This window comes from Streptomyces sp. NPDC051684, from assembly GCF_044453445.1.
Lineage (GTDB): Bacteria > Actinomycetota > Actinomycetes > Streptomycetales > Streptomycetaceae > Streptomyces.
The window spans coordinates 278,015-300,509 of record NZ_JBITCS010000001.1; the positions used below are offsets into that span (position 1 = coordinate 278,015).

At 71.3% G+C, this 22,495-nt stretch carries 18 protein-coding genes, 1 pseudogene and 1 riboswitch; of the genes and pseudogenes, 7 read left to right on the plus strand and 12 right to left on the minus strand.

The window, feature by feature from the left end; translation table 11 throughout:
- Positions 1 to 2,502: a DNA helicase PcrA gene (pcrA, locus tag ACIA8D_RS01320; RefSeq protein ID WP_399227858.1), complete on the minus strand. Its 2,502-nt coding sequence runs from the start codon at positions 2,500 to 2,502 to the stop codon at positions 1 to 3.
- 186 nt (positions 2,503 to 2,688) lie between these two features.
- A riboswitch (cyclic di-AMP (ydaO/yuaA leader) is annotated at positions 2,689 to 2,841 on the plus strand.
- Between the two features lie 7 nt (positions 2,842 to 2,848).
- On the opposite strand from pcrA, the gene ACIA8D_RS01325 reads away from it, so the two are divergent.
- Positions 2,849 to 4,039: an NlpC/P60 family protein gene (locus ACIA8D_RS01325; RefSeq protein ID WP_399227859.1), complete on the plus strand. Its 1,191-nt coding sequence runs from the start codon at positions 2,849 to 2,851 to the stop codon at positions 4,037 to 4,039.
- A 31-nt stretch (positions 4,040 to 4,070) separates the two neighbouring features.
- Here the strand turns inward: ACIA8D_RS01325 and ACIA8D_RS01330 are convergent, their stop codons facing one another.
- Complete coding sequence (locus tag ACIA8D_RS01330) at positions 4,071 to 4,424, minus strand: hypothetical protein (RefSeq protein WP_399227860.1); 354 nt, start codon at positions 4,422 to 4,424, stop codon at positions 4,071 to 4,073.
- Positions 4,425 to 4,719: 295 nt separating this feature from the next.
- On the opposite strand from ACIA8D_RS01330, the gene ACIA8D_RS01335 reads away from it, so the two are divergent.
- Positions 4,720 to 5,760, plus strand: coding sequence for an NlpC/P60 family protein (locus ACIA8D_RS01335; RefSeq protein ID WP_399227861.1), 1,041 nt, complete (start codon positions 4,720 to 4,722; stop codon positions 5,758 to 5,760).
- 9 nt (positions 5,761 to 5,769) lie between these two features.
- On the opposite strand, the gene ACIA8D_RS01340 is transcribed toward ACIA8D_RS01335, so the two are convergent.
- The 4 genes from ACIA8D_RS01340 to ACIA8D_RS01355 all read right to left on the minus strand — a co-directional run bounded on the left by ACIA8D_RS01340 (position 5,770) and on the right by ACIA8D_RS01355 (position 9,349).
- On the minus strand, positions 5,770 to 6,651 hold the full coding sequence (locus ACIA8D_RS01340) for an alpha/beta fold hydrolase (RefSeq protein WP_399227862.1): 882 nt from the start codon (positions 6,649 to 6,651) through the stop codon (positions 5,770 to 5,772).
- Positions 6,651 to 7,298: a LysE family translocator gene (locus tag ACIA8D_RS01345; protein WP_399228052.1), complete on the minus strand. Its 648-nt coding sequence runs from the start codon at positions 7,296 to 7,298 to the stop codon at positions 6,651 to 6,653. The genes ACIA8D_RS01340 and ACIA8D_RS01345 overlap by 1 nt, the downstream gene beginning before the upstream one ends.
- A 63-nt stretch (positions 7,299 to 7,361) precedes the next feature.
- The gene (locus ACIA8D_RS01350; protein WP_385755997.1) at positions 7,362 to 8,045 is read right to left on the minus strand and encodes a LuxR C-terminal-related transcriptional regulator; all 684 of its coding nucleotides are present in this window, start codon (positions 8,043 to 8,045) and stop codon (positions 7,362 to 7,364) included.
- A complete protein-coding gene (locus ACIA8D_RS01355; RefSeq protein ID WP_399227863.1) occupies positions 8,042 to 9,349 on the minus strand; it encodes a PspC domain-containing protein in 1,308 nt (435 codons plus the stop codon). Before ACIA8D_RS01355 ends, ACIA8D_RS01350 begins: the two co-directional genes overlap by 4 nt.
- Before the next feature lie 179 nt (positions 9,350 to 9,528).
- Between ACIA8D_RS01355 and ACIA8D_RS01360 the strand changes: the two genes are divergently transcribed.
- Positions 9,529 to 10,842: a PspC domain-containing protein gene (locus ACIA8D_RS01360; protein ID WP_399227864.1), complete on the plus strand. Its 1,314-nt coding sequence runs from the start codon at positions 9,529 to 9,531 to the stop codon at positions 10,840 to 10,842.
- Positions 10,843 to 11,193: 351 nt separating this feature from the next.
- Here ACIA8D_RS01360 and ACIA8D_RS01365 read toward each other — a convergent pair whose 3' ends face one another.
- Positions 11,194 to 11,718, minus strand: coding sequence for a DoxX family protein (locus ACIA8D_RS01365; RefSeq protein WP_399227865.1), 525 nt, complete (start codon positions 11,716 to 11,718; stop codon positions 11,194 to 11,196).
- Positions 11,719 to 11,809: 91 nt separating this feature from the next.
- Complete coding sequence (locus ACIA8D_RS01370) at positions 11,810 to 13,081, minus strand: hypothetical protein (protein WP_399227866.1); 1,272 nt, start codon at positions 13,079 to 13,081, stop codon at positions 11,810 to 11,812.
- 150 nt (positions 13,082 to 13,231) lie between these two features.
- On the opposite strand from ACIA8D_RS01370, the gene ACIA8D_RS01375 reads away from it, so the two are divergent.
- Entirely contained in the window at positions 13,232 to 14,092 is an 861-nt protein-coding gene (locus ACIA8D_RS01375; protein ID WP_399227867.1) for a DUF4429 domain-containing protein, read from the plus strand.
- Positions 14,093 to 14,103: 11 nt separating this feature from the next.
- On the opposite strand, the gene ACIA8D_RS01380 is transcribed toward ACIA8D_RS01375, so the two are convergent.
- Positions 14,104 to 14,895 (minus strand): class II aldolase/adducin family protein, encoded by a 792-nt coding sequence (locus ACIA8D_RS01380; RefSeq protein ID WP_399227868.1) that lies wholly within the window; start codon positions 14,893 to 14,895, stop codon positions 14,104 to 14,106.
- 118 nt (positions 14,896 to 15,013) lie between these two features.
- Between ACIA8D_RS01380 and ACIA8D_RS01385 the strand changes: the two are divergent.
- Positions 15,014 to 15,392, plus strand: a pseudogene (locus ACIA8D_RS01385) (pyridoxamine 5'-phosphate oxidase family protein).
- A 72-nt stretch (positions 15,393 to 15,464) separates the two neighbouring features.
- Here the strand turns inward: ACIA8D_RS01385 and guaA are convergent.
- Positions 15,465 to 17,045, minus strand: coding sequence for a glutamine-hydrolyzing GMP synthase (guaA, locus tag ACIA8D_RS01390; RefSeq protein WP_399227869.1), 1,581 nt, complete (start codon positions 17,043 to 17,045; stop codon positions 15,465 to 15,467).
- A gap of 323 nt (positions 17,046 to 17,368) precedes the next feature.
- Here guaA and ACIA8D_RS01395 point away from each other — a divergent pair, with 323 nt between their 5' ends.
- On the plus strand, positions 17,369 to 17,635 hold the full coding sequence (locus ACIA8D_RS01395; protein ID WP_399227870.1) for a chorismate mutase: 267 nt from the start codon (positions 17,369 to 17,371) through the stop codon (positions 17,633 to 17,635).
- A 327-nt stretch (positions 17,636 to 17,962) separates the two neighbouring features.
- Positions 17,963 to 18,961 carry a peptidase gene (locus ACIA8D_RS01400; RefSeq protein WP_399227871.1) on the plus strand — a complete coding sequence of 333 codons (999 nt, stop codon included), beginning with the start codon at positions 17,963 to 17,965 and terminating at the stop codon, positions 18,959 to 18,961.
- Positions 18,962 to 19,040: 79 nt separating this feature from the next.
- On the opposite strand, the gene ACIA8D_RS01405 is transcribed toward ACIA8D_RS01400, so the two are convergent.
- Both ACIA8D_RS01405 and ACIA8D_RS01410 read right to left on the minus strand, forming a co-directional pair.
- Complete coding sequence (locus ACIA8D_RS01405) at positions 19,041 to 20,834, minus strand: GMC family oxidoreductase N-terminal domain-containing protein (protein ID WP_399227872.1); 1,794 nt, start codon at positions 20,832 to 20,834, stop codon at positions 19,041 to 19,043.
- A 28-nt stretch (positions 20,835 to 20,862) separates the two neighbouring features.
- On the minus strand, positions 20,863 to 22,491 hold the full coding sequence (locus ACIA8D_RS01410; RefSeq protein ID WP_399227873.1) for a succinic semialdehyde dehydrogenase: 1,629 nt from the start codon (positions 22,489 to 22,491) through the stop codon (positions 20,863 to 20,865).
- Positions 22,492 to 22,495: the final 4 nt, after the last annotated feature.

Genomic DNA, 22,495 nt, shown 5'->3' on the forward strand with positions numbered 1-22,495 from the left:
CTACAGCTTCTCGACCGGCGCGTACCGCAGCAGCAGGCGCTTCGGCTTGGGGTCGCCGAAGTCGATCGACGCCTCCGCCTTGTCGCCCGTGCCCGACACGCCCACCACCGTGCCGAGCCCGAACTGGTCGTGCGTGACGCGGTCGCCGACGGCGAGGGCCACCACCGGCTTGGAGTTCGCCCGGCTCGTGGCGAAGGCCGGCGTCGAGCCCGTGCGGGAGCGCGAGGACGACAGGGATGCCGCGATGCCGCCACCGATGCTCTTGGTCGAGGCCGCGGGCGTGGACGGGCCGGTGCGCTTCCAGTCCAGGTGCCCGGCCGGGATCTCCTCCAGGAACCGGGACGGCGGGTTGTACGAGGGCTGCCCCCAGGCGCTGCGCATCGAGGCACGGGTCAGATAGAGGCGCTGGCGCGCGCGGGTGATGCCCACGTACGCGAGGCGGCGCTCCTCCTCCAGCTCCTTGGCCTGGCCGAGGGAGCGCATGTGCGGGAAGACGCCGTCCTCAAGACCCGTCAGGAAGACGACGGGGAACTCCAGGCCCTTGGCGGTGTGCAGCGTCATCAGCGTGATGACGCCGTCGCTGTTCTCCTCGTCGTCAGGGATCTGGTCGGAGTCGGCGACGAGGGCGACGCGCTCCAGGAAGTCGGAGAGCCCTCCGCCACTCGTCGCGGTCTCGCCCTCCGCCGTCTCCTCGCCCGCGGCGGACTCCTGCTCGAACTCCAGCGCCACGGCGGCGAGTTCCTGAAGGTTCTCGATCCGGGTCTCGTCCTGCGGGTCGGTGGAGGCCTGCAGTTCGGCGAGGTATCCGGTGCGCTCCAGGATCGCCTCGAGGACCGTGGCCGGGCCGGCGCCCGACTCCACGATCGTGCGGAGGTCCTCCATCAGCGTGTTGAACCGCTTCACGGCGTTCGCCGAGCGGGCCGCCATCCCGTACGCCTCGTCGACGCGGCGCAGCGCCTGCGGGAAGGAGATCTTCTCGCGCTGGGAGAGCGCGTCGATCATCGCTTCGGCGCGGTCGCCGATGCCGCGCTTGGGCACGTTGAGGATGCGGCGCAGCGGCACCGAGTCCTCGGGGTTGGAGAGCACCCGCAGGTAGGCCAGGACGTCCCTGACTTCCTTGCGCTCGTAGAAGCGGACGCCGCCGACGACCTTGTAGGGCAGGCCGGTGCGGATGAAGATCTCTTCGAAGACACGGGACTGCGCGTTCGTCCGGTAGAAGACCGCGACGTCGCCCGCGAGCGCGTCGCCCGCGTCGGTGAGCCGGTCGATCTCGTCGGCGATGAACTGCGCCTCGTCGTGCTCGGTGTCCGCGACGTAGCCGGTGATCTGGGCGCCGGGGCCCTCGTTGGTCCACAGGTTCTTCGGGCGGCGCGATTCGTTGCGCTCGATCACCGCGTTCGCCGCGCTGAGGATGGTCTGCGTGGAGCGGTAGTTCTGCTCCAGCAGGATCGTCTTCGCGTTGGGGTAGTCGTCCTCGAAGTCGAGGATGTTGCGGATCGTGGCGCCGCGGAAGGCGTAGATCGACTGGTCCGCGTCACCCACGACGCACAGCTCGGCCGGGTCGGCGCCCTCGCCCTCGGCGGGACCGACCAACTCGCGCACCAGCGCGTACTGCGCGTGGTTGGTGTCCTGGTACTCGTCGACGAGGACGTGGCGGAAGCGGCGGCGGTAGTGCTCGGCGACGTCCGGGAACGCGCGCAGCAGGTTGACCGTCGTCATGATCAGGTCGTCGAAGTCCAGCGCGTTCGCCTCGCGCAGGCGTGCCTGGTACATCGCGTAGGCCTGGGCGAGGGTCTTCTCGAAGCCGTCGGCGGCGGTCGCGGCGAAGTCCTCCTCGTCGATCAGCTCGTTCTTGAGGTTGCTGATCTTGGCGCTGAAGGACTTCGGCGGGAACTTCTTCGGGTCCAGGTCCAGGTCGCGGCAGACGAGCGCCATGAGCCGCTTGCTGTCGGCGGCGTCGTAGATCGAGAAGGAGGACGTGAAGCCGAGCTTCTTCGACTCGCGGCGCAGGATGCGCACGCACGCGCTGTGGAAGGTGGAGACCCACATCGCGTTCGCCCGCGGGCCCACCAGGTCCTCGACACGCTCCTTCATCTCGCCCGCGGCCTTGTTCGTGAACGTGATCGCGAGGATCTGGCCGGGGTGCACGCCGCGCTCGGCGAGCAGGTACGCGATGCGGTGCGTGAGGACGCGGGTCTTGCCGGAGCCGGCGCCCGCGACGATGAGCAGCGGAGTGCCGCCGTGCACGACGGCCGCCTGCTGGTTCTCGTTCAGCCCCTCCAGGAGGGTCGCCGAGTCGAGGACGGGGCGCGGGGCGCCGTCCCGGTAGTACGCGTCCCGCTCCGGGGGCACGCCGAACAGCCCGTCCGGCATCGGCTCCGGGGCCCCGTCGTCGTACTCGGGGTCCGGAGGCGGCGGCGGGGGTTCCTGCTCACCGCTCGGAGAGCCGGGCGCGCCCTTCTGGAGGCCGGTCAGGAAGCTGTCGTCAAAGAGGCTGCTCATCGCTCTACGAGTCTAGGCCGCCCCACTGACAACCTGTGGCTGCCTTCGGAACTCCAAGAGCCCGCCGGAGGGCAGATCACGAAAATGTATCGGGCATATCGAACATCAACCTTCACAGCAGCCACACGAGTTGGCTACGGTGCAGCCGGGCAGCCCGTCCCCCCGTCCGCGAATGTCGCGGCGAACGGGAAGCCCCCGCCGAGTCCCGTACGCCGCGAGGCAGGGAACCGGGGACCCAACCGACCTTGGGGTGAATCGGTCAGCCGACCGTAGGGCAGCCTTCCGCGCACCACGCCCGAACCCGACAGCTAACCCGGTAGGCGGACGACGGAAGGAGTCGCCTGCCTTGGCGTCGCACCGCAAGCCCCGCAGCCGGTCCCGGATGACGGGCGGCCTCCGCACGACCCCCGCGGTCGGCATCACCACCGCCGCCCTCACCTCCGTGGCCCTGCTCTCGCAGACCGCACAGGCCGCGCCCGCGCAGCCGTCGTCCAAGCCGCGCCTCGAAGAGGTGCAGAAGAAGGTCGACACCCTCTACCGGCAGGCCGAGGTCGCCACCCAGAAGTACAACGGGGCGAAGGAACGGACCGACGCCAAGAAACAGCAGGTCGACAAGCTCCTCGACGATGTCGCGCAGCGCACGGAGGACATGAACACGGCCCGCCAGAAGCTCGGCAGATACGCCGCTGAGCAGTACCGCTCGGGCAGTGTGAGCGACACCGCGACCATGTTCCTCGCGGACGACCCGGAGGACTACTTCTCGCAGCGCCAGCTGATGAGCCGGCTGACCGACGAGCAGAAGAAGTCGATCGACGACTATCAGAAGCAGACGCGCGAGACCGCGAAGAAGCGCACCGAGGCGCAGTCGAGCCTTGAGGACCTCACCGACTCGCAGACGGAGCTGAGGTCCACGAAGGAGACCGTGCAGACGAAGCTCTCCGATGCGCGGCAGCTGCTGTCCAAGCTGACCGCCGAGGAGAAGGCGCGGCTCGCGGCGATCGAGAAGGCCAAGGAGGAGGCCGCCCGCAAGAAGGCGGCGGAGCTGGCCGCCAAGCAGAAGGCCGCGGAGGACGCGAAGCGGAAGGCGGCCGAGCGGGCGAGGGAGCAGGAGCAGTCGTCCGGCTCGTCCTCCGGTTCCTCTTCCGGATCCTCGTCCGGTTCCTCGGACGCCTCGTACGCGACGAAGGCCGCGCAGGCGCTCGCGTTCGCCAAGGCGCAGGAGGGCAAGCCGTACGTGTGGGGTGCCACGGGACCGGACTCGTACGACTGCTCGGGTCTGACGGCGGCGGCGTGGAAGTCCGCGGGGATCTCGCTGCCGCGCACGACCTGGGACCAGGTCGAGATCGGCAAGACGGTGCCGCTCTCCGACATCCAACCCGGTGACCTGGTGTTCTTCTACGACGACATCAGCCACGTCGGCCTATACATGGGCGACGGCATGATGGTCCACGCGCCGAAGCCGGGCGCGGTCGTGCGCGAGGAGTCGATCTACTACGACGGCACGTCGTCGATCCACAGCGTGGTGCGGCCTGCCTGAGCCCGGCCGGCGCTGCCGATGACGCCAGTGATCAGGTCCAGAGCACCGCAATGAAGATGTTCGCGACGGTGAGCGCGCCGACCGTCGCGAACAGGCCCTTCTCCGCCTTCTCCTCGTCCCGCTTCACATAGACGATGCCGAGGATCACGATCAGGATGGCGAGCTTCACGCCGATCTTGATGTTGTTGACGGTGCTGCCGTCGGCCTGGTTGAGGCCGACCAGGGCGACACCGGTCACCAGCATGGTCAGGGCGCCGTGCAGCATCGCCTTGTTGAAGCGGGCCGTGCCCTCCTTCATCGCCGACATCTGCGTGAGGAAGCCGCCGAGCAGCGAGGCGATGCCGATGATGTGCAGACCGACGAAGAGGTTGATGAGTACGTCCATGGGGCCGGAGCCTACTTGGGCCCGTTTCGGACCACTTCGGAGGCCCAGCGGTCACCCTCTGCCACCACCCGTAACAAATGGGCCAGTTGCGAACAATCAGCCACCAACCCGTTACGCGGAGGTTTAGCGTCCTTGCTCAGGTGACCGGCTCCCCACCGCCGCCCGGGCCAGGGGCGGCAGTCGGACACCACCGCCGAGAAAGGTCCGGCGGCGACCCGCTCCCCCTGTGCGGGCCGCCGCCGGACGCGCGACCGGGGCTCGTGCGGTTCGCGGGCGGCCCCCAGAGGAGGACCTTGTGCCGGCAGCACACCGCAAGCCCCGACCGCGTCCGCTCAGCGCCGGCAGGGCCCGCACCGCGGCCACCCTCGCCCTCGCCTCCGCGGCCGGCGTCACCGCCCTCGACGGCGGGGCGGCGCACGCGGAGCCTGAGTTCAGCCCCGCCCAGGTGAAGGCGAAGGTCGACCGGCTGTACCAGGAGGCGGAGGTCGCCACCCAGAAGTACAACGGCGCGAAGGAGCAGGCGGACGGCGCGCGCAAGAAGGTGGACGCCCTCCAGGACGAGGCGTCCCGGCGCACCGAGTCCCTCAACTCCGAGCGCGCGAAGCTGGGTTCGGTGGCGGCCTCCCAATACCGCACGGGAGGCGTGGACCCGTCGGTCCAGCTGCTCCTTTCCTCCTCCCCCGACGCCTATCTCGACAAGGCCTCGCTCACGGAGCGCATCGGCGCGCGGCAGGCCGCCGCGGTCACCCGCGTACAGGGCGAACTCCGCGAGATCGACCAGCTGCGCGGCGACGCCGACGGCACGCTCTCCGAACTGCGCGCCAAGAAGGCGGAGCTGGCGGACAACAAGAAGAAGGTGAAGCGAAAACTCTCGGAGGCCCGCCGCCTCCTCGACCGCCTCACCCCCGAAGAGCGCACCTCTTCCGCCGCACAGAGCGGGCACGCCTCACGCTCCGCGGAGCGCGCCGACCTCTCCCAGGCCCCCAACTCCCGCGCCAAGGCCGCGATCTCCTTCGCCTACGGCGCCCTTGGCAGCCCCTACGTATGGGGCGCCACCGGTCCCTCCGCCTTCGACTGCTCGGGCCTGACGCAGGCCGCGTACAAGGCGGCGGGGGTCTCGATCCCCCGGACCACCTACAGCCAGATCGACGCCGGACAGCGGGTCCCGAAGTCCCAGCTCCAACCCGGCGACCTGGTCTTCTTCTACTCCTCGATCAGCCACGTGGGCCTCTACATCGGAGGCGGCAAGATGATCCACGCCCCGAACCCGAGCGCACCGGTGCGGGTGGCCCCGATCGACGAGATGCCGTTCGCGGGGGCGACGCGGGTGGCGTGAGCCGCGCCGTCAGGCGGTGTGCGCCGCCAGTGCCCCGACGATCTCCGGCCACAGCTCGCGGGGGCGGTCGTGGCCCATGTCGGGCAGCAGCAGGAGTTCGGCTCCGGGCACCAGTTCCGCGGTGCGGCGGCCGCCACTGGGGTCGATCAGTGTGTCGTCCAGGCCGTGGATCACGAGCGTCGGCACCTTGAGCTTCCGCAGGCCGTCCGCGCGGGAGCCGCTGAGGACCATCGCCCCGAGCTGCCGCCCGACTCCTGCCGGGTAGTAGGCACGGTCGTAGCCGCGCGCCGCCAGGTCGCGGAGGTACTCCGCATCGCCGTGGCGCTTGGACGCCCACAGCAGGGAGCTGTCCGCCGCCGCGACGTAGCCCTCGCGGTCGGACGGCTTCGGCGCGAACAGCGCGGCCTGCGCCTGCGGCGAGGACTGCCCGTACTCGGGCTCGCCCGTCGTCGACATCATCGAGGTCAGCGTCAGGACGCGCTCCGGCCGGGAGATCGCCATCGTCTGGGCGATCATGCCGCCCATGGACGCGCCGACCACGTGCGCCTGCTCGATGCCGAGCGCCGTGAGCAGGCCGAAGGCGTCGTCGGCCATGTCCTGGAGGCGGTACGGGATCATCGCGAGGGCGGTGGGGAGGTCGCCGCCGCTCACCGCGGCGATGAACTCACCCATGTTCACAGGGTGTGCGTCGAACTTCGTCGACAGACCGCAGTCCCGGTTGTCGAAGCGGATCACGTACCGGCCGCGCCCCGCGAGCTCCGCGCAGAAGTCCTCGTCCCAGGCGATCAGCTGGGCACCGAAGCCCATCACGAGCAGCACGGCCGAGTCTGCCGGGTTCCCGAAGGTGTCGTACGCGAGCGAGACCTCGGGCGACACGTCGACGATCGGCACTACTCCGCCCGCCCCGTGAGCGCCACCGTCACACCGAGGCCCACCATCGCGAGCCCGCCCGTGCCGCCGACCGCCGCGAGGCGGCGTGGGGAGCGGGCGAACCAGGTGCGGGCCGTGGCCGCGGCGAGGCCCCAGAGGCTGTCCGAGGCGATCGCGATGACGTTGAACACCAGGCCGAGGAGCAGCATTTGGAGCACCGTGTGCCCCGCCTCCCGGTCGACGAACTGGGGCAGCACGGCCGCGAAGAAGACGATCGTCTTGGGGTTCGCGACGCCCACCGCGAAGCCCTCCCAGAGAGTGCGCAGCGTGCTGCCGCGTCCCGCCTGGCTCCGCTCCTCCTCGAACACCGCGCGCAGCGACCGCCGTTGCCGGAACGCCTTGACGCCCAGGTAGATCAGGTACGCGGCGCCCACCAGCTTCAGCGTCATGAAGATCGCCACCGAGCGCTCGACGAGCGAGCCGATGCCGAGGGCCACGGCGATCACGAGGACGTACGCCCCCAGGGTGTTGCCCGCGACCGTCGTCAGCGCGGCGCGGCGGCCCTGCGCGAGGGCGCGGCCGACGACGAAGATCACGCTCGGGCCCGGGATGACGATCAGCAGCAAGGACATCGCCGCGAAGGCGAGGAGACGGTCGGCGGACATCATGGGGTCCATTGAGGCACGGCGGGCGCCTTCCGCCAAGCGGATTTCGCCCCGGCCGGCCGGCGCTCACACCAGCCGGCGCGCCGTCGCCCACCGGGTCAGCTCGTGCCGGTTGGAGAGCTGGAGCTTGCGCAGCACCGCCGAGACGTGCGACTCCACCGTCTTGACGGAGATGAAGAGCTGCTTGGCGATCTCCTTGTACGCGTACCCGCGCGCGATGAGGCGAAGGACCTCCCGCTCGCGCTGGGTGAGGCGGTCCAGGTCCTCGTCCACCGGGGGCGCGTCGGTGGAGGCGAAGGCGTCGAGGACGAAACCCGCCAGCCTCGGCGAGAAGACGGCGTCGCCCTCCTGGACGCGGAAGATGGAGTTCACGAGGTCCGTGCCGGTGATCGTCTTCGTGACGTAGCCACGGGCGCCGCCGCGGATCACGCCGATCACGTCCTCCGCCGCGTCCGAGACCGACAGAGCCAGGAAGCGCACCGGGTTCTCCGCGTCCGCCATCATCTGGGCGCTGCGGCGCAGCACTTCGACGCCTCCGCCGCCGGGGAGGTGCACGTCGAGGAGGACGACCTCGGGCCGCGTCGCCGCGATCACCGTGATCGCCTGGTCGACGTCGGCGGCCTCGCCGACCACCTCGACGCCCGTCTCCTCGGTGCGGCCGATCTCCGCCTGGACGCCGGTGCGGAACATCCGGTGGTCGTCGACCAGGACCACTCGTACCCGTCGTGTCTGAGCTGCCTCGTCGGTCATGACGTCCCTTCCGCCCTCTTCATGGTCAGTTCGACCTCCGTGCCGCCGTCCGGGACCGCCCGCAGCCGGGCCGTCCCGCCGTTGCGCTCCATCCGGCCGATGATCGATTCTCTTACGCCCATGCGGTCGGGCGGGATGGATTCGAGGTCGAAGCCGGGGCCCCGGTCGCGTACGGACACGAAGACCGTGTCCCCGTCGACGTCGCCCTCCACCTCCGCGTACACCTGGACGGCGCCGCCCCCGCCACCGTACTTGGCGGCGTTCACCATCGCTTCCCTCGCGGCCTGCATCTGTGCCGACAGCTGCTCGTCGAGCGGGGTGTCGCCGACCACCACGACCTCCAGCGGGACGCCGTGCTTGTCCTCGACCTCCGCCGCGTTGCGCTTCACCGCCTCCGCCACCGTCTCCGGTTCCTGCGGGTTCTCCGCGGCGGCCGGTTTGTACAGCCACGCGCGCAGGTCGCGCTCCTGGGCGCGGGCGAGGCGGCGCACCTCGGCCGGGTTGTCCGCGCCCCGCTGGATCAGGGTGAGCGTGTGCAGCACCGAGTCGTGCACATGGGCCGCGACCTCCGCCCGCTCCTGCGCGCGGATGCGCATCAGGCGCTCCTCGGAGAGGTCCTGCGTCATACGGATCAGATAGGGGCCGGCGAGGAGCGCGATGCCCACGAGGACGGCGAGCGCCGCCTGGAGGATCGGGCCGATGTGTTCCGTGGCCCCCTGTGTGACGAAGATGCCGGTGACGCCGACGCCGACGAGCAGCACTCCGGAGGCCGCGCGGGCCAGGCTGAGCGTGCGCCTGCGGCGGCCGACCTCCATCCAGCGCGCCCTGCGCGCGTTGTCGGCCTGCCGCCAGACCAGGGCGACGCCCGCCGCGACGAGCACGGTGGGGATCAGATACGCCTTGGTGTTGCCGGTCAGGTTCACGTTCTCCACGAAGATCATCGCTACGACGACCATCAGGAGCAGTGCGAGGATCTGGCCCTTGTCCGGCTTGCGCGTCACGAGGCGGCGGCGGCCGTCGGGGGACGTCTCCGTGCTGAGGACGGGCGGCCGGTCCGCGCCGACGCCGCCCACACCCAGCGGCACGAAGAACCAGAACGCCGCGTACAGCAGCGCACCGAGCCCGTCCGCCATGAACAGGCCGACGAAGACCAGGCGCACCCAGATCACCGGCAGGCCGAGATGGCCCGCGAGGCCCCGCGCCACTCCGCCCAGCCAGCGTCCGTCACTGCTGCGGTAGAGCTTGCGCGGCGGCCGCGGGGCGTCTCGGTCTTCGGCGAGAGGGGCGGGCGCTGCTTCCGGCATGCCACCGATCGTCACATGCGGTAGGGGGCCGGGCATCAGGGTCGGCCCCGGATACTTCCCTGATCTTCGGGTCGGGGGCCGGCGCGGCGGGCGGGGCCGGGGGCCTCAGGGACGATCTCAGGGTTCGTCCAGGGTTGTCCCGACTGCCGTCGGGGGGTCCCGGCCGTCACGATGTACGTATGACGGAGCAGCCCTCTCAGGACACGGACACCGTGGCGCCCGAACCGCCCCCGGCCAGGCCGCTGCGCGGCTTCCGCAGGGACCGGCGGTACAAGACGCTGGGCGGGGTGTGCGCGGGCCTGGGCCGGCAGTGCGACATGGACCCGGTGATCTTCCGCATCGGCCTGTCGGTGCTCTCGGTGACCGGCGGCGTCGGGCTGATCTTCTACGGCTTCGCGTGGCTGTTCGCGCCGTACGACGACGAGGACGAGAACGAGTTCCGCAAGCTCCTCACGGGGCGGGTGGACGGTCCCGGGCTCGCCGCGATCGTCACCGCGCTCGTCGGCTGCGGGGTGTTCCTCTCCATGCTCAACAACGGGGGCGCGCTGACCTTCGCCGTCGTGCTCGCCCTGCTGCTCGCCGGGGCCGGTTACTGGTCGACGGCGCGGCGCACCGCCGCCCCGGACCCGGTCGCGGCCCAGGCCGTCGCGGACGCGCCGCCGGAGGCGCAGGCGCCGCCGGTCGCGCGCGCGCCCTCCTGGTGGCGCGACCCGATCGTGAAGGACGGCACGCACGAGGGCGGCACCGGCTACCTCTGGGGCCCGCCCGGAGCCGAGGACCGCCCGGCGGCGGCGCGGCTCGGCTCCTGGCGCGGGCCCGTCGTCGCCCGGCCCGCCGCGCCGCCGCAGCCCGCCGGGCCGCGCGGCATGGGTGCGCTGACGTTCCTCGGCGCACTGATCGCGGGCGGCATCGGGACGGGCGTGACGTGGGACGAGCGGACCCTCGCCGAGAGCCTGCAGACCGGACTCGCCTGCGCGCTCGCCGTGTTCGGCCTGGGCATCGCGGTGAGCGCCTTCCGGGGGCGCACCGGGGTCGGCTCGATCCTCCTCGCGCTGATCACGGCGGGTCTGCTCACGGCGTCCGCCGCGCTGCCCGCGAACATCAGCACGCAGTGGGCCCGCACGGACTGGACGCCCGCGCGCGCAGCGGATGTGCGGCCGCAGTACGAACTGGGCTCGGGTGTCGGCACGCTCGACCTCTCCAAGGTGTCGGTGGCCGAGGGCAAGACCCTCGCCACGCATGTGGAGGTGGGGGCGGGCAAGGTGCGGATCGTGCTGCCTTCGGACGAGACGGCGCGGCTGCGGGCGGAGGTCGGCGTAGGGGACATCAAGCTGCCCGGTGACCCCACGCGTGACGTGGACGTGCGCCCGGACCAGCGGCAGACGGTCACGTTGGCGCCGTCGGGTGCCAAGGGCGGCGACAAGGCCTCCGGCACGATCGAGTTGCACGTCGAGGTCGGGCTCGGACAGGTGGAGGTGGACCGTGCGAAGTGAATTCCATCCGGGTCGGTTGGTCGCCGGACTGGTTCTGATGGGGACGGCGGTCGTCTACTTCGGCGACGCGATCGGTGAGTGGCGTGTGCCGTGGTTCGTCGGCGTTCCCCTGGTGTGCGGAGGGCTGTGCCTGGCGGCGGTCGTGGGAACGATCCGGCGACTGGCAACCCGCTCCCGGGGCTCCGCCCCGGACCCCGCTGCTCAATCGCCGCAGGGGCTCCCATAACCGACCTCCGCCGGGGCTTGAGGAATCAAGCCCCGCCGGCGATTGAGGCGCAGGGCCCGGGGCGGAGCCCCGCGACCGCAACCCCGGCACCGGCACCCGCACCCGCACCCGCACCCGCACCCGCCTCAATACTCGGACGACCTGAACCTTCGGCCGCGCCACCACGAATCGAGCGACCACACCGCCGCCCCCGCCAACACCAATGGCAGCCACGCCATCAGATACGCCAGGTCGTTGCCGAGGTAGTACGGCTCCGTCGCCCAGCTCACCGTCAGCCACAGGCTCAGCGAGATCAGCGCTCCGCCGGTCGCCGCGAGCCTCGCGAGGACGCCGAGGAGCGTGCCGATCCCGACCGCCAGCTCGCCGAAGGCAATCGCGTAGCCGAACCCCGCGGGCGACTTCAGCGCGAGGTCGACGAGCTCCGGGATCGCGGAGCTGTCCCGCACGCCCCGCATCTGGTCGCCGATCGAGCCGCCCCCGCTCGCCTTGAAGAACGCGCTGTCGGTGAGCTTGTCGAAGGCGGCGTAGATGAACGTGACGCCGAGGAAGACGCGCAGCGGCACCAGCGCGTACCGCTGGGCGGATTCTCGCCAGCCCCCGGACGGGTGCCCGTAGTTCGTGGTCAGGTCGGATCGCATGCCGTGCGCCATAGCCGCTCCGCCGCCTCTCGCGCCTGGTGTCTTTACCTGACCATACGTACGAGAGCACGCCCCGGCTCAGTACAGCGGCCGATCGGCCGCTTCAGTCGACCACGTCGATGCCGCACCGGTTCGTCTCGACGCCCGCCGCAGTGATCACCTGCACCTCGACCCGCCCCGGCTCCACATCGACCGGGACCGGCACCGTGAGCAGCGCGTCGGTCGGATTGGTGAAGCCGCCGGGGACCGGGACGAGCGGCACATGGACATGGACCGGGCCGATGCGCACGGCGACCCGCGCGAGCTGGTCCACGGTGCTCGCGCCGGGCGGCACGAACCCGGAGCCGCGGATCTCGATGTCGTCGCCGGTGCGGATCGGCGCGTCCAGGTCGCCGGCCTCCCGGGCCCGCACCACGGAGAGGATCGCGGGACGGCCGCCTTCGGCGTACTTGCCGGCGAGGTACGTCGCCGCCGACACCGCCACCAGCACGACCAGCGACCACGGCAGGTCCGGCAGCTGGTCGGGCCGGCGGGCGAGGCGGACCACCGCCCAGACGACGACGGCCGCGCCCACGGCGACGTACTGGATGTCGGTGAAGCTGCCGCGCCCGGAGTCGTCGGTGAGCAGGTCGGCGGCGCGCGGCCGGGGCGCCCGCAGCTTCTGCAGCCGTTGCCCGCCGACGCGGACCCCCACCACACGGCGCACCAGGACGGCCACCGCGCACACCACCGCGAGCACCGTCAACAGACCGGCTCCACGCGCCAGTTCGAGCCCGTCGATGAGCGCGTCACGCCTCCCGGGCCCCGAGGCCAGCGCCAGCTCACCGGCGAGGACGAGCACCGCGTAAACGGTCGGCAGGAGCACGCCGCACGCCACCGCGCGCGAGGTCGACAGGCGGTTGTCCTCGCCGATCAGCGGCGCGAGCACGCCGCCACGCGCCCGGTGCAGATACCCGGCCACGCCGAGCAGCCCCGCCACCACCACCGCGGCCACGAGCCCCGCCGTCCGGGCGACGGTCCAGCCGGCGCCGATCGCGGTCAGCGACTGGCCGAGCAGCAGCGCGGCCACACCGCCCCACACCACGTACAGCGTGCGCGGCCACAGCCTGCTGAACCACGCGACGCCCTCCTCGCGGCCGCGGTCGGCCATCGCCCGCGCGGACTGCGTGAGTTCGTCGGAGATCCACTGCCGCGACGCCCCCGCCGAATGCGCGACGGCCGCGGGCAGGCCCTGGCCCGCCGCCAACTCGTCGCGCTTCGCGGCGAATCGGGCGACGGCCCTGCGGTGCCCCTCGCGCGCCCCCCGCGGACAGTCGCCGCAGGTGCACCCGCCCTCGTGCGCCGTCCGGTCGTTCCGCGCTTCCTGCACCGCCACCGCAGCCGCCCCACCCTCATCAACTTCCGTGTCCTGAAGGCGAATTGTGCCGCACGCCGGGCGCGTGCCGTCGCACGGGCTCACCCCGCCCGGGTGAATGGCTTTGACCTGCATTGACCGGAGTGTTGACGTCGCTGCGAGAATTTCCGTATGGCCGAGATCATCCAGCGTGACGGAACCTGGGCCTTCGACGGGACCACGGTCCGCATCACCCCAGGTCTGCACCGATCGGTCGCGCTGCTGCGGCAGACGTACGGCGAGATCGACGTGCCGCTCACCGCCGTCTCCGGCGTCGCCTACGAACCCGAGCGCAGACGCGGCCGCCTCCGCCTCACCCTGCGCGACGCCGCGGACCCGCTGCTCCAGGCCACCGGCGGCCGCCTCCCGGACACCGCCGACCCCTACCGGCTCACGGTCGACGCGGACCGCTCCGGCGTCGCCGAGTACGTCGCCGAGGAGATCCGCCAGGCCCTGCTGCTCGAACAGCTCCCGCCGGGGCCCGCCGATTCGTATCTCGTCCCTGGCCCCGCCGTGCCGGTCTCGGTGCGCTCCAGCGACGGCCTCGTCTCCTTCGACGGGAGCCGGGTCCGCATCGACTGGAGCGAGACCTCGGACCGCGTGAAGCGCGCCACGGGCCCGCGCGTCATCGCGCTCGACGACCTCGACGAGGTGGAGTGGGTCCCCAACTCCGGTTACGAGGACGGGGTCCTGCGCTTCGTCCCCAAGGGCTCCCCGTACTCCAAGCTGCCGCCGGAGAAGGACTCGTACGCCCTCGATCTGTGGGGCAACGCCCGCAAGGACCTGCTGACCGCCCTCGTCGCGGCGGCGGTCACGGCCCGGCTCCCGCACCCCTCGGCGCCCCGCGGTACTCCCGCGCTGCTGCCCCGGCAGGCCGACCACGACGTCCTGCTGCGGCGGCTGCGGGAGTTGGGCGAGCTGCACCGCGAAAAGGTGCTCACGGACGAGGAGTTCGAACTGACGAAGCGGGCGGTGCTGCGCGACTTCCGCTGATCACCCGGACGTCAGGACAGCAGCTCGGGCTCGCTGCGCGTGATGTCCTGCCACAGGCTCTGGTAATTGATCCAGGCCACGAGATCGGCGCCCGTCTGCTCGCGGGTCGCCAGCGCCTGACGCCGGTCGAGCAGCACCGGACGGCCCGCCGAGCGCGCCGCCAACTGCACCTCGCAGGCCCGCTCCAGGGCGATGAACCACCAGGCCGCCGCGTCCACCGAGTCGCCCACCGTGAGCAGCCCGTGGTTGCGCAGCACGAGCGCCTTGTTCGAGCCGAGGGCGACCGCGATCCGCTTGCCCTCCTCCGGGTCCACGCCGACGCCCGTGTACTCGTCGAGCAGCGCGTGGTCCTCGTAGAACGCGCATGCCTCCTGCGTGATCGGCTCGACCAGCTCACCGAGCGCGGCCACGGCGCGGCCGTACGTGGAGTGGCAGTGCGCGACCGCGACCACCTCGGGGCGGGCGCGGTGCACCGCGACGTGCGTGGTGAAGGCGGCCTGGTTGACGTGGAAGCGGCCGTCCACGACCTGCCCGTCCCCGTTGGCGAGGACGAGATCGCTCACCGTGACGTGCTTGAAGGGCACGCCGAACGGGTTGACCCAGTAGCAGTCGTCGTACTCCGGGTCGCGGGCGGTGATGTGCCCGGAGACCCCTTCCTCGTAGCCGAACCGCCCGAAGACGCGCAGGGCGCCCGCCAGCCGCTCCTTGCGGTACCTGCGCTCGTCGGCGTGGTTGTCGTGCTGCGGCGGCATCGCGAACTGGAGCTGGTCGTGGGGTATCGGGGCGGGGTTCTGCGTCGACATGGTGCGGAAGGTACCTCCGTGACCCGCAAGGTGACAGGGCCGATGTGTGAAAAGAATGCGGCGAAACGCGCGGGGATACCGGACACAGGTCGTCGGGATTGCGCGCGAGACTCGCTCCATGACGTCGGACGCGGCCACCTGGGCCACCTTCACCGAAGCCGAACCGGACCTCGCCAAGACCGTCGAGGACCGCTTCGGGCAGCACACCCACCACGTCCTGGCCACGCTCCGCAAGGACGGCTCGCCGCGCACCAGCGGCCTGGAGGTCCGGTTCCTGAACGGGGAGTTCTGGCTCGGCATGATGCCCGGCTCGCTCAAGGCCCGCGACCTGCTGCGCGACCCGCGGTTCGCGATGCAGGCCAATCCACCCGGACGACTTCCACCTGTTCCGCACCGAGCTGACCGAGGTCACCAGGACGTCCGTCGAGGACGCCACGTACCTGGTGGTGCGGGTGTGGACGCCGGGCGAGGGGATCCGGGTCATGAAGCGCACGTGAGCGAACGCGCACGAACGAAAGTGCCGCCCACCCGAAGGCGGACGGCACTCTCACACGGTCACGGCGTGGGGACTACTCCCACTCGATGGTGCCCGGGGGCTTCGACGTCACGTCGAGCACGACCCGGTTGACGTCCTTGACCTCGTTCGTGATCCGCGTCGAGATCTTCGAGAGCACGTCGTACGGCATCCGCGTCCAGTCCGCCGTCATGGCGTCCTCGGACGAGACGGGGCGCAGGACGATCGGGTGGCCGTACGTGCGGCCGTCGCCCTGGACGCCGACGCTGCGGACGTCCGCGAGCAGGACCACGGGGCACTGCCAGATCTCGCGGTCGAGGCCGGCCGTGGTCAGCTCCTCGCGGGCGATGGCGTCGGCCTCGCGGAGCAGGTCGAGGCGGTCCTTGGTGACCTCGCCGACGATGCGGATACCGAGCCCCGGACCGGGGAACGGCTGGCGCTGGACGATCTCGTCCGGCAGGCCGAGCTCGGCGCCGACCGCGCGGACCTCGTCCTTGAACAGCTGGCGCAGCGGCTCGACGAGCTCGAACTCGATGTCGTCGGGCAGACCGCCGACGTTGTGGTGCGACTTGATGTTCGCGGTGCCGGTGCCGCCGCCGGACTCGACGACGTCCGGGTAGAGCGTGCCCTGCACGAGGAAGGCGACCTCCGGGCCGTCCTCCTGGAGGATCTCCAGCTGCGCCTGCTCGAAGACGCGGATGAACTCACGGCCGATGATCTTGCGCTTCTCCTCGGGGTCGGAGACCCCGGCGAGCGCCTTCAGGAACCGCTCGCTCGCGTCGACGACCTTCAGCTTCGCGCCGGTCGCGGCGACGAAGTCCTTCTCGACCTGCTCGGTCTCGCCCTTGCGCATCAGGCCGTGGTCGACGTACACGCAGGTCAGCTGCGAGCCGATGGCCTTCTGGACGAGGGCCGCGGCGACCGCGGAGTCCACGCCGCCGGACAGACCGCAGATCGCGCGCTTGTCGCCGACCTGGGCGCGGATCGCGGCGACCTGCTCCTCGACGATGCTGCCGGTCGTCCAGCTCGGCTCGATGCCGGCGCCGCGGTACAGGAAGTGCTCCAGGACCTGCTGGCCGTGCGTCGAGTGCATGACCTCGGGGTGGTACTGGACCCCGTACAGCTTCTTCTCGTCGTTCTCGAAGGCGGCGACCGGTACGACGTCCGTGGACGCGGTGACGGTGAAGCCCTCGGGCGCCGCGGAGCAGGCGTCGCCGTGCGACATCCACACGGGCTGCTCGGCGGGCGTGCCCTCGAAGAGCGTCGAGTCGCCCTTCGACACGGTCAGCGGGGTGCGGCCGTACTCGCGGGCGCCGTTGTCGTCGACGGTGCCGCCGAGGGCCGTGGCCATCAGCTGGAAGCCGTAGCACATGCCGAAGACGGGGACGCCGGCCTCGAAGATCGCGCGGTCCAGGCGCGGGGCGCCCTCCGCGTAGACCGACGAGGGGCCGCCGGAGAGGATGATCGCCGCCGGGTTCTTGGCGAGCATCTCCTCGACCGGCATGGTCGACGGGACGATCTCGCTGTAGACCCGGGCCTCACGGACGCGGCGGGCGATGAGCTGGGCGTACTGCGCACCGAAGTCGACGACCAGGACGGTGTCGGGGGCGGCGGCAGCGGAAGTCGCTGATGACACGGGTTGCCTTCCGGCGGCTTAGCAGGGGGTCGTGTGGCCGATTCTACCGGGTACGTCACCCGTGGTCGGCGTCGCGGGGCTCTGCCCCGGGCCCCGCTGCTCAATCGCCGCAGGGGCTTGATCTGTGGCTATACTCGCTCCCATGTTCTCGCTCACGACCTTCGTCTTTACCTATGGCAGCCGGCCCGCCGGATGCCATGGTCGTGCTGCTTGAACCACTGACAAGCACTTCACCAGGCGCCCCGGGCCGACAAGGTCCGGGGCGTCTGGCGTTTCCGGGGCTTGCCGGTCCGGGGCCGCCTCCACCACACCGAGGAGCCCTCATGTCCGCCACCACCGAGAACACCACCGCCGACGTCATCTCCGGCGCCCGCGAGCGCATCGACGCGCTCGACGACCGGATCATCGGGCTCGTCCAGGAACGGCTGGCCGTCTCCGCCGTCGTCCAGGAGGCCCGGATCGCCTCGGGCGGTCGGCGGGTGCACCTGTCGCGCGAGAACGAGGTGCTCGGGCGCTACAGGGACGCCCTCGGCAAGCCCGGCACCGAGCTCGCCATGACGCTGCTCGAACTGTCCCGGGGCCGGGTCTGATCGACGGGGGCACCTCAGTTCGGTTGCGTCCTCACCCATACGGCGCGTGACCCGTTGGCACAGGCTTCGTTGGTCCCGGTGTCCGTGCCAGCCAGGGGCGGGCCAACCGAACCACGCGTGGCTCCGCTGGAGCGTTGAGACGTATCGGTCATGCCGTGCGTCGTGGGACCTCGCTCCAGACCAGTGACCGGACGGCAGGGGACAGCAGCCCGGTCACACCAGAGAACGGTCGGCCTCGGGGACGCCCGGGGCCGACCGGCCTCAGTACAACCCTTTCTCGCCATCGCGGGTCACTTCAGCGGAATCTCCCAGCCCTCTGAGGACCCGATGAAACTTCGACGCGCACTGGCGTCGGCGGCCGCGACCGCCGCGCTCGCCCCGCTCGCTCTGCTGTCCGCCCCGGCCGCCTTCGCGGACGGGGCGCCCACGGACACCACGACCTCCACCGAGACCGTCGCGCCGAGCCCTTCGGTGAGCAGCGCGGCGCCGAGCACCTCGCCGAGCCCGTCCGCGTCGGCCACCACCGCATCGCCCGGCCCCGCCACGTCGACGCCCGAGGCGCCGCGGGCGAAGAAGGCGGACGGCCCGACGACCGGGAAGACCGAGCCGTCCGACGAGTGCACCGCGGCCGAGGACAGCCCCGGCACCCTCGCCGAGCTGCGCGGGCTCCCGTCGAAGATCGTCGCCGGTTCCGGGTGGCACGGCTTCACGTTCCGCGTCACCAACATGACCGACCAGGACTTCGCGTCGGCCCGCGCGCAGGTGTACGCGTTCTCCTTCGCGTACGAGGACGAGGCCGACACCAGCCGGTATCTGCGCCTTCAGTGGTTCGACGGGACCGCGTGGCGGGACCTCGACAACAACGTCGAGCACGACGCGTCGTTCCCGGCCTCGGGATCCCTCGCCCGTGGTGCGCACTCCGACGTGAAGCTGCGGATCTCGGTCGACGCGAAGACCCCGGCCGGTGCCGGTGCCGGGCTCGCCCTCGCGGTGAGCGTGGACCCCGAGGGCGGCTGCGGGAACAGCGTGCCCGAGGACGCGTACTGGGACTTCGACATCCTCGCCGCGGGCACCGCCACCGGCCAGGTGCCGCCGGCCGGTGGTCACACGGGCTCACCGAAGCCCTCGGCCACCACCTCGGCCACGGCCTCCGCGTCCAGCAAGCCGTCGCCGCAGGCGAGCAGCACCCCGGTCGACGGTTCGCTCGCCTCGACCGGGGCCGGCTCCACGCTGCCGGTGTTCGGCGCGGCCGCCGGTGTCGCCGTCGTGGCGGGCGGCGGGGTCATGTACGCCGTGCGTCGCCGCAAGGTGAGCAACGAGGCGTAGCCGTCCGTACGTACGAGAAGGGCCCGCGCCCGGAGGGGGAGTGCGGGCCCTTCTCGTATCGCTCGTGCCGCCGCGAGGGTCAGCTGGACTGGAGCGGCTCCTTCTTCGGCGGCACCTCGGGCACCGCCAGGAGCGGGAGCTTCAGCGCGCCGAAGGCCGACGCCGGGACCGCCGGGTTCTTCGGCTCGACGGGCGCGAGCCGCCGGTACGCCGAGCCGATCTCCGGGCGGGTGTCCTCCTCGCCCTTGTTCGGCCAGTACGACAGGGCCCGCTCGGCCTGCGCCGTGATCGTCAGGGACGGGTTCACACCGAGGTTGGCGGTGACCGCGGCGCCGTCGACGACCGAGATGCCGGGGTAGCCGTAGACCCGGTGGTAGGCGTCGATCACGCCGGTCTCCGCCGAGTCGCCGATCGGGCAGCCGCCCAGGAAGTGGGCGGTGAGCGGGGTGCCCACCAGTTCGCCGATGTTGGAGCCCGCGAACCCGTTGATCTCGGCCGCGATGGCCGACGCGCCCTCCGTCGCCGCCTTGATCTGCTTCGGGTTGGGGGCGCCGTGGCCCTGCCGCGCGGTGAGCAGGCCCTTGCCGACGCCGTCCTGCTTCAGGTACGTGGTCAGCGAGTTGTCGAGGGACTGCATCACGAGGCCGATGATGGTCTTCTCCGACCAGCGGCGGTTGGAGATCGAACGGGCCAGCTGGGTGGGGTGCTTGACCGCGTTCGCCAGGAAGCCCGCGACCCGCGACGAGCCCTCCGCGTACGGGACCTGAAGGATCGACAGGCCGCCCATCGAGTTCGAGCCCTTGCCGTAGCGGACCGGCTCGATGTGCGTGTTCTCGTCCGGGTGGATCGAGGACGTGATCGCGACGCCCTTGGTGAAGTCCACCTTCTCGACGCCGTGCTTCTTCTTGTAGCGGCGGTTGGTGGTCTGGGAGCCGACGAGCGCCTCGGAGTTGGTGCGGGTCAGCTCGCCCAACCGCTCGGACAGGTGCGGCAGTTGGCCGTTCGCCTTCATGCGGTGCAGCAGGGTCTGCGTGCCGTACGTGCCCGCGGCGACGATCACCTTCGGCGCGGTGAAGGTGCGGCCCTTCGCCTTCTTGTTGTCCGTGGGCAGGGTCGCGACCGCGTAGCCGCCGCGCGAGTCGTCGGTCACCGAGACGACCGAGGTCAGCGGGTGGACGGCCGCGCCCGCCTGTTCGGCGAGGTAGAGATAGTTCTCGTTGAGGGTGTTCTTCGCGCCGTGCCGGCAGCCCGTCATGCACTCGCCGCACTCGGTGCAGGCCTTGCGGGCGGGGCCCGCGCCGCCGAAGTACGGGTCCTCGACCTGCGTGCCGGGGGCCACCCTCGACTCGCCGCCGGCGTCCTTGCCGTCGCCGAAGAAGACGCCTACCGGGGCCAGGTGGAAGGTGTCGCCGATGCCCATCGACTGGGCGGCCGCCTTGAGGTGCACGTCGGCGGGGCTCATCGTCGGGTTGATCCGTACGCCGAGCATGCGCTGCGCCTGGTCGTAGTACGGCTTGAGCTCGTCCTGCCAGTCGGTGATGTGCGCCCACTGCGGGTCGTCGAAGAACTGCTTCGGCGGCACGTAGAGGGTGTTGGCGTAGTTCAGCGAACCGCCGCCGACGCCCGCACCTGCCAAGACCATGACATTCCCGAGCAGATGGATGCGCTGGATGCCGTACATGCCGAGCTTCGGCGCCCAGAGGTAGTTCTTCAGGTCCCAGGAGTTCTTGGGGAGGGTCTCCGGGGTGAAGCGGCGACCCGCTTCGAGGACCCCGACCTTGTAGCCCTTCTCGGAGAGGCGAAGGGCCGAGACGGATCCGCCGAAGCCGGATCCGACGATCACCACGTCGTAGTCGTAGCCGTCCTGCGTCACTTGTGCGTTCTCCTTTGAACGGCTGTTGCTACTTCAGGCGGAACTTCTTCATAACGGAAAGGCTGACGCTCATGAACTTGGCGTACGCCTCGTCGTCCATGCCGAACGAGGGCGCCATCGGCATCACGCGCTGGTGGGCGACGGTCTGGGCCTCGGTGTACTTGAGGATGCCCTCGGAGCCGTGCCGGCGGCCGAGGCCGGACTCCTTCATGCCGCCCATGGGCGACTGCACACTGCCGTACGCGGGGGCGTAGCCCTCGTTGATGTTCACGGTGCCGGTGCGCAGGCGGGCCGCGATCTCGTGGCCACGCTTGGCGTTCTTCGTCCAGACCGAGGAGTTCAGGCCGTACGGCGTGGAGTTGGCCAGCGAGACCGCCTCGTCCTCGTCGGTGAAACGGTAGATGGAGACGACCGGGCCGAAGGTCTCCTCGTTGCAGACCGCCATCGGGGCCTCGACGCCGTCCAGGATCGTCGGCTCGAAGAAGTACGGGCCGATGTCGGGGCGCGCGACGCCGCCCGCGACGAGCGTGGCGCCCTTCGCGACGGCCTCGTCGACGTGCCGGGTCACCGTCTCCAGCTGCCGCTCCCCGACGAGCGAGCCCATCTCCGCGCCGTACGCGAGGGAGCGGCCGAGCCGCATCGCCTTGGTGCGGGCGGCGAACCGGGCCACGAACTCGTCGGCGATCGACTCGTGCACGTAGAGCCGCTCGATGGAGATGCACAGCTGGCCCGCGGACGAGAAGCAGGCCCGCACGGCGCCCGCCGCGGCCTTCTCCACGTCGGCGTCCTCCAGGACGAGCATGGCGTTCTTGCCACCCAGTTCGAGGGAGACCCCGACGAGGCGGGCGGCGGCGCCCTGCGCGACCTCGCGGCCGGTGCGGGTCGAGCCGGTGAACGAGACGTAGTCGCCGTGCTTGACCAGTTCGGGGCCGACGACCGGGCCCTCGCCGAGGACGACCTGGAAGACCTCGGAGGGCAGGCCCGCCTCGATCAGCAGGTCGCGCGCCCACAGGGCGGTCAGGCAGGTCTCCGTGTCGGGCTTCATGACGACCGCGTTGCCCGCGACGAAGGCGGGGAGCGCGTCGCCGACGGAGAGTTCCAGAGGGTAGTTCCACGGCGCGATCTGGCCGACGACTCCGCGCGGCTGGCGCAGCTCGGTGACCTTGGTCAGCGTCGGGACGGCGCCGGTGTGCCCCCTGGGCTTCAGGTACGCGGGGGCCTTGCGGCCGTAGTGCCGGGACGCGACGGCGACGGCCTGCACCTCTTCGTGCGCGTGCAGGCGGGCCTTGCCGGTCTCCAGCTGGATCAGGTCGAGCACCTCGGCCTGGCGGGCGAGCACCAGGTCGTGGAAGCGCAGCAGCACGGCGGCGCGCTTGCGGACAGGCGTCTTCGCCCAGACCTCCTGGGCGGCGCGGGCCCGCTCGAACGCGGTCGCGACATCCTCCGGCGTGGACTCCGGCAGGTCGGCGAGCTTCTCGCCGGTGAACGGCGTGTGGTTCGCCGTCCGTCCCGAGCCGACCACGTCCCGCGTGAGGCGGGCGATCAGGTCGGGCGTCACGACGTCGGCGGCCGTGCGGGCGCCCTCGGGGGCGGCCGCGACCGGGTTCGTGCGGGTCTTCTCGGCTACGTGCTCGGGGGTGGCCTGCGACTGCGTCATACCG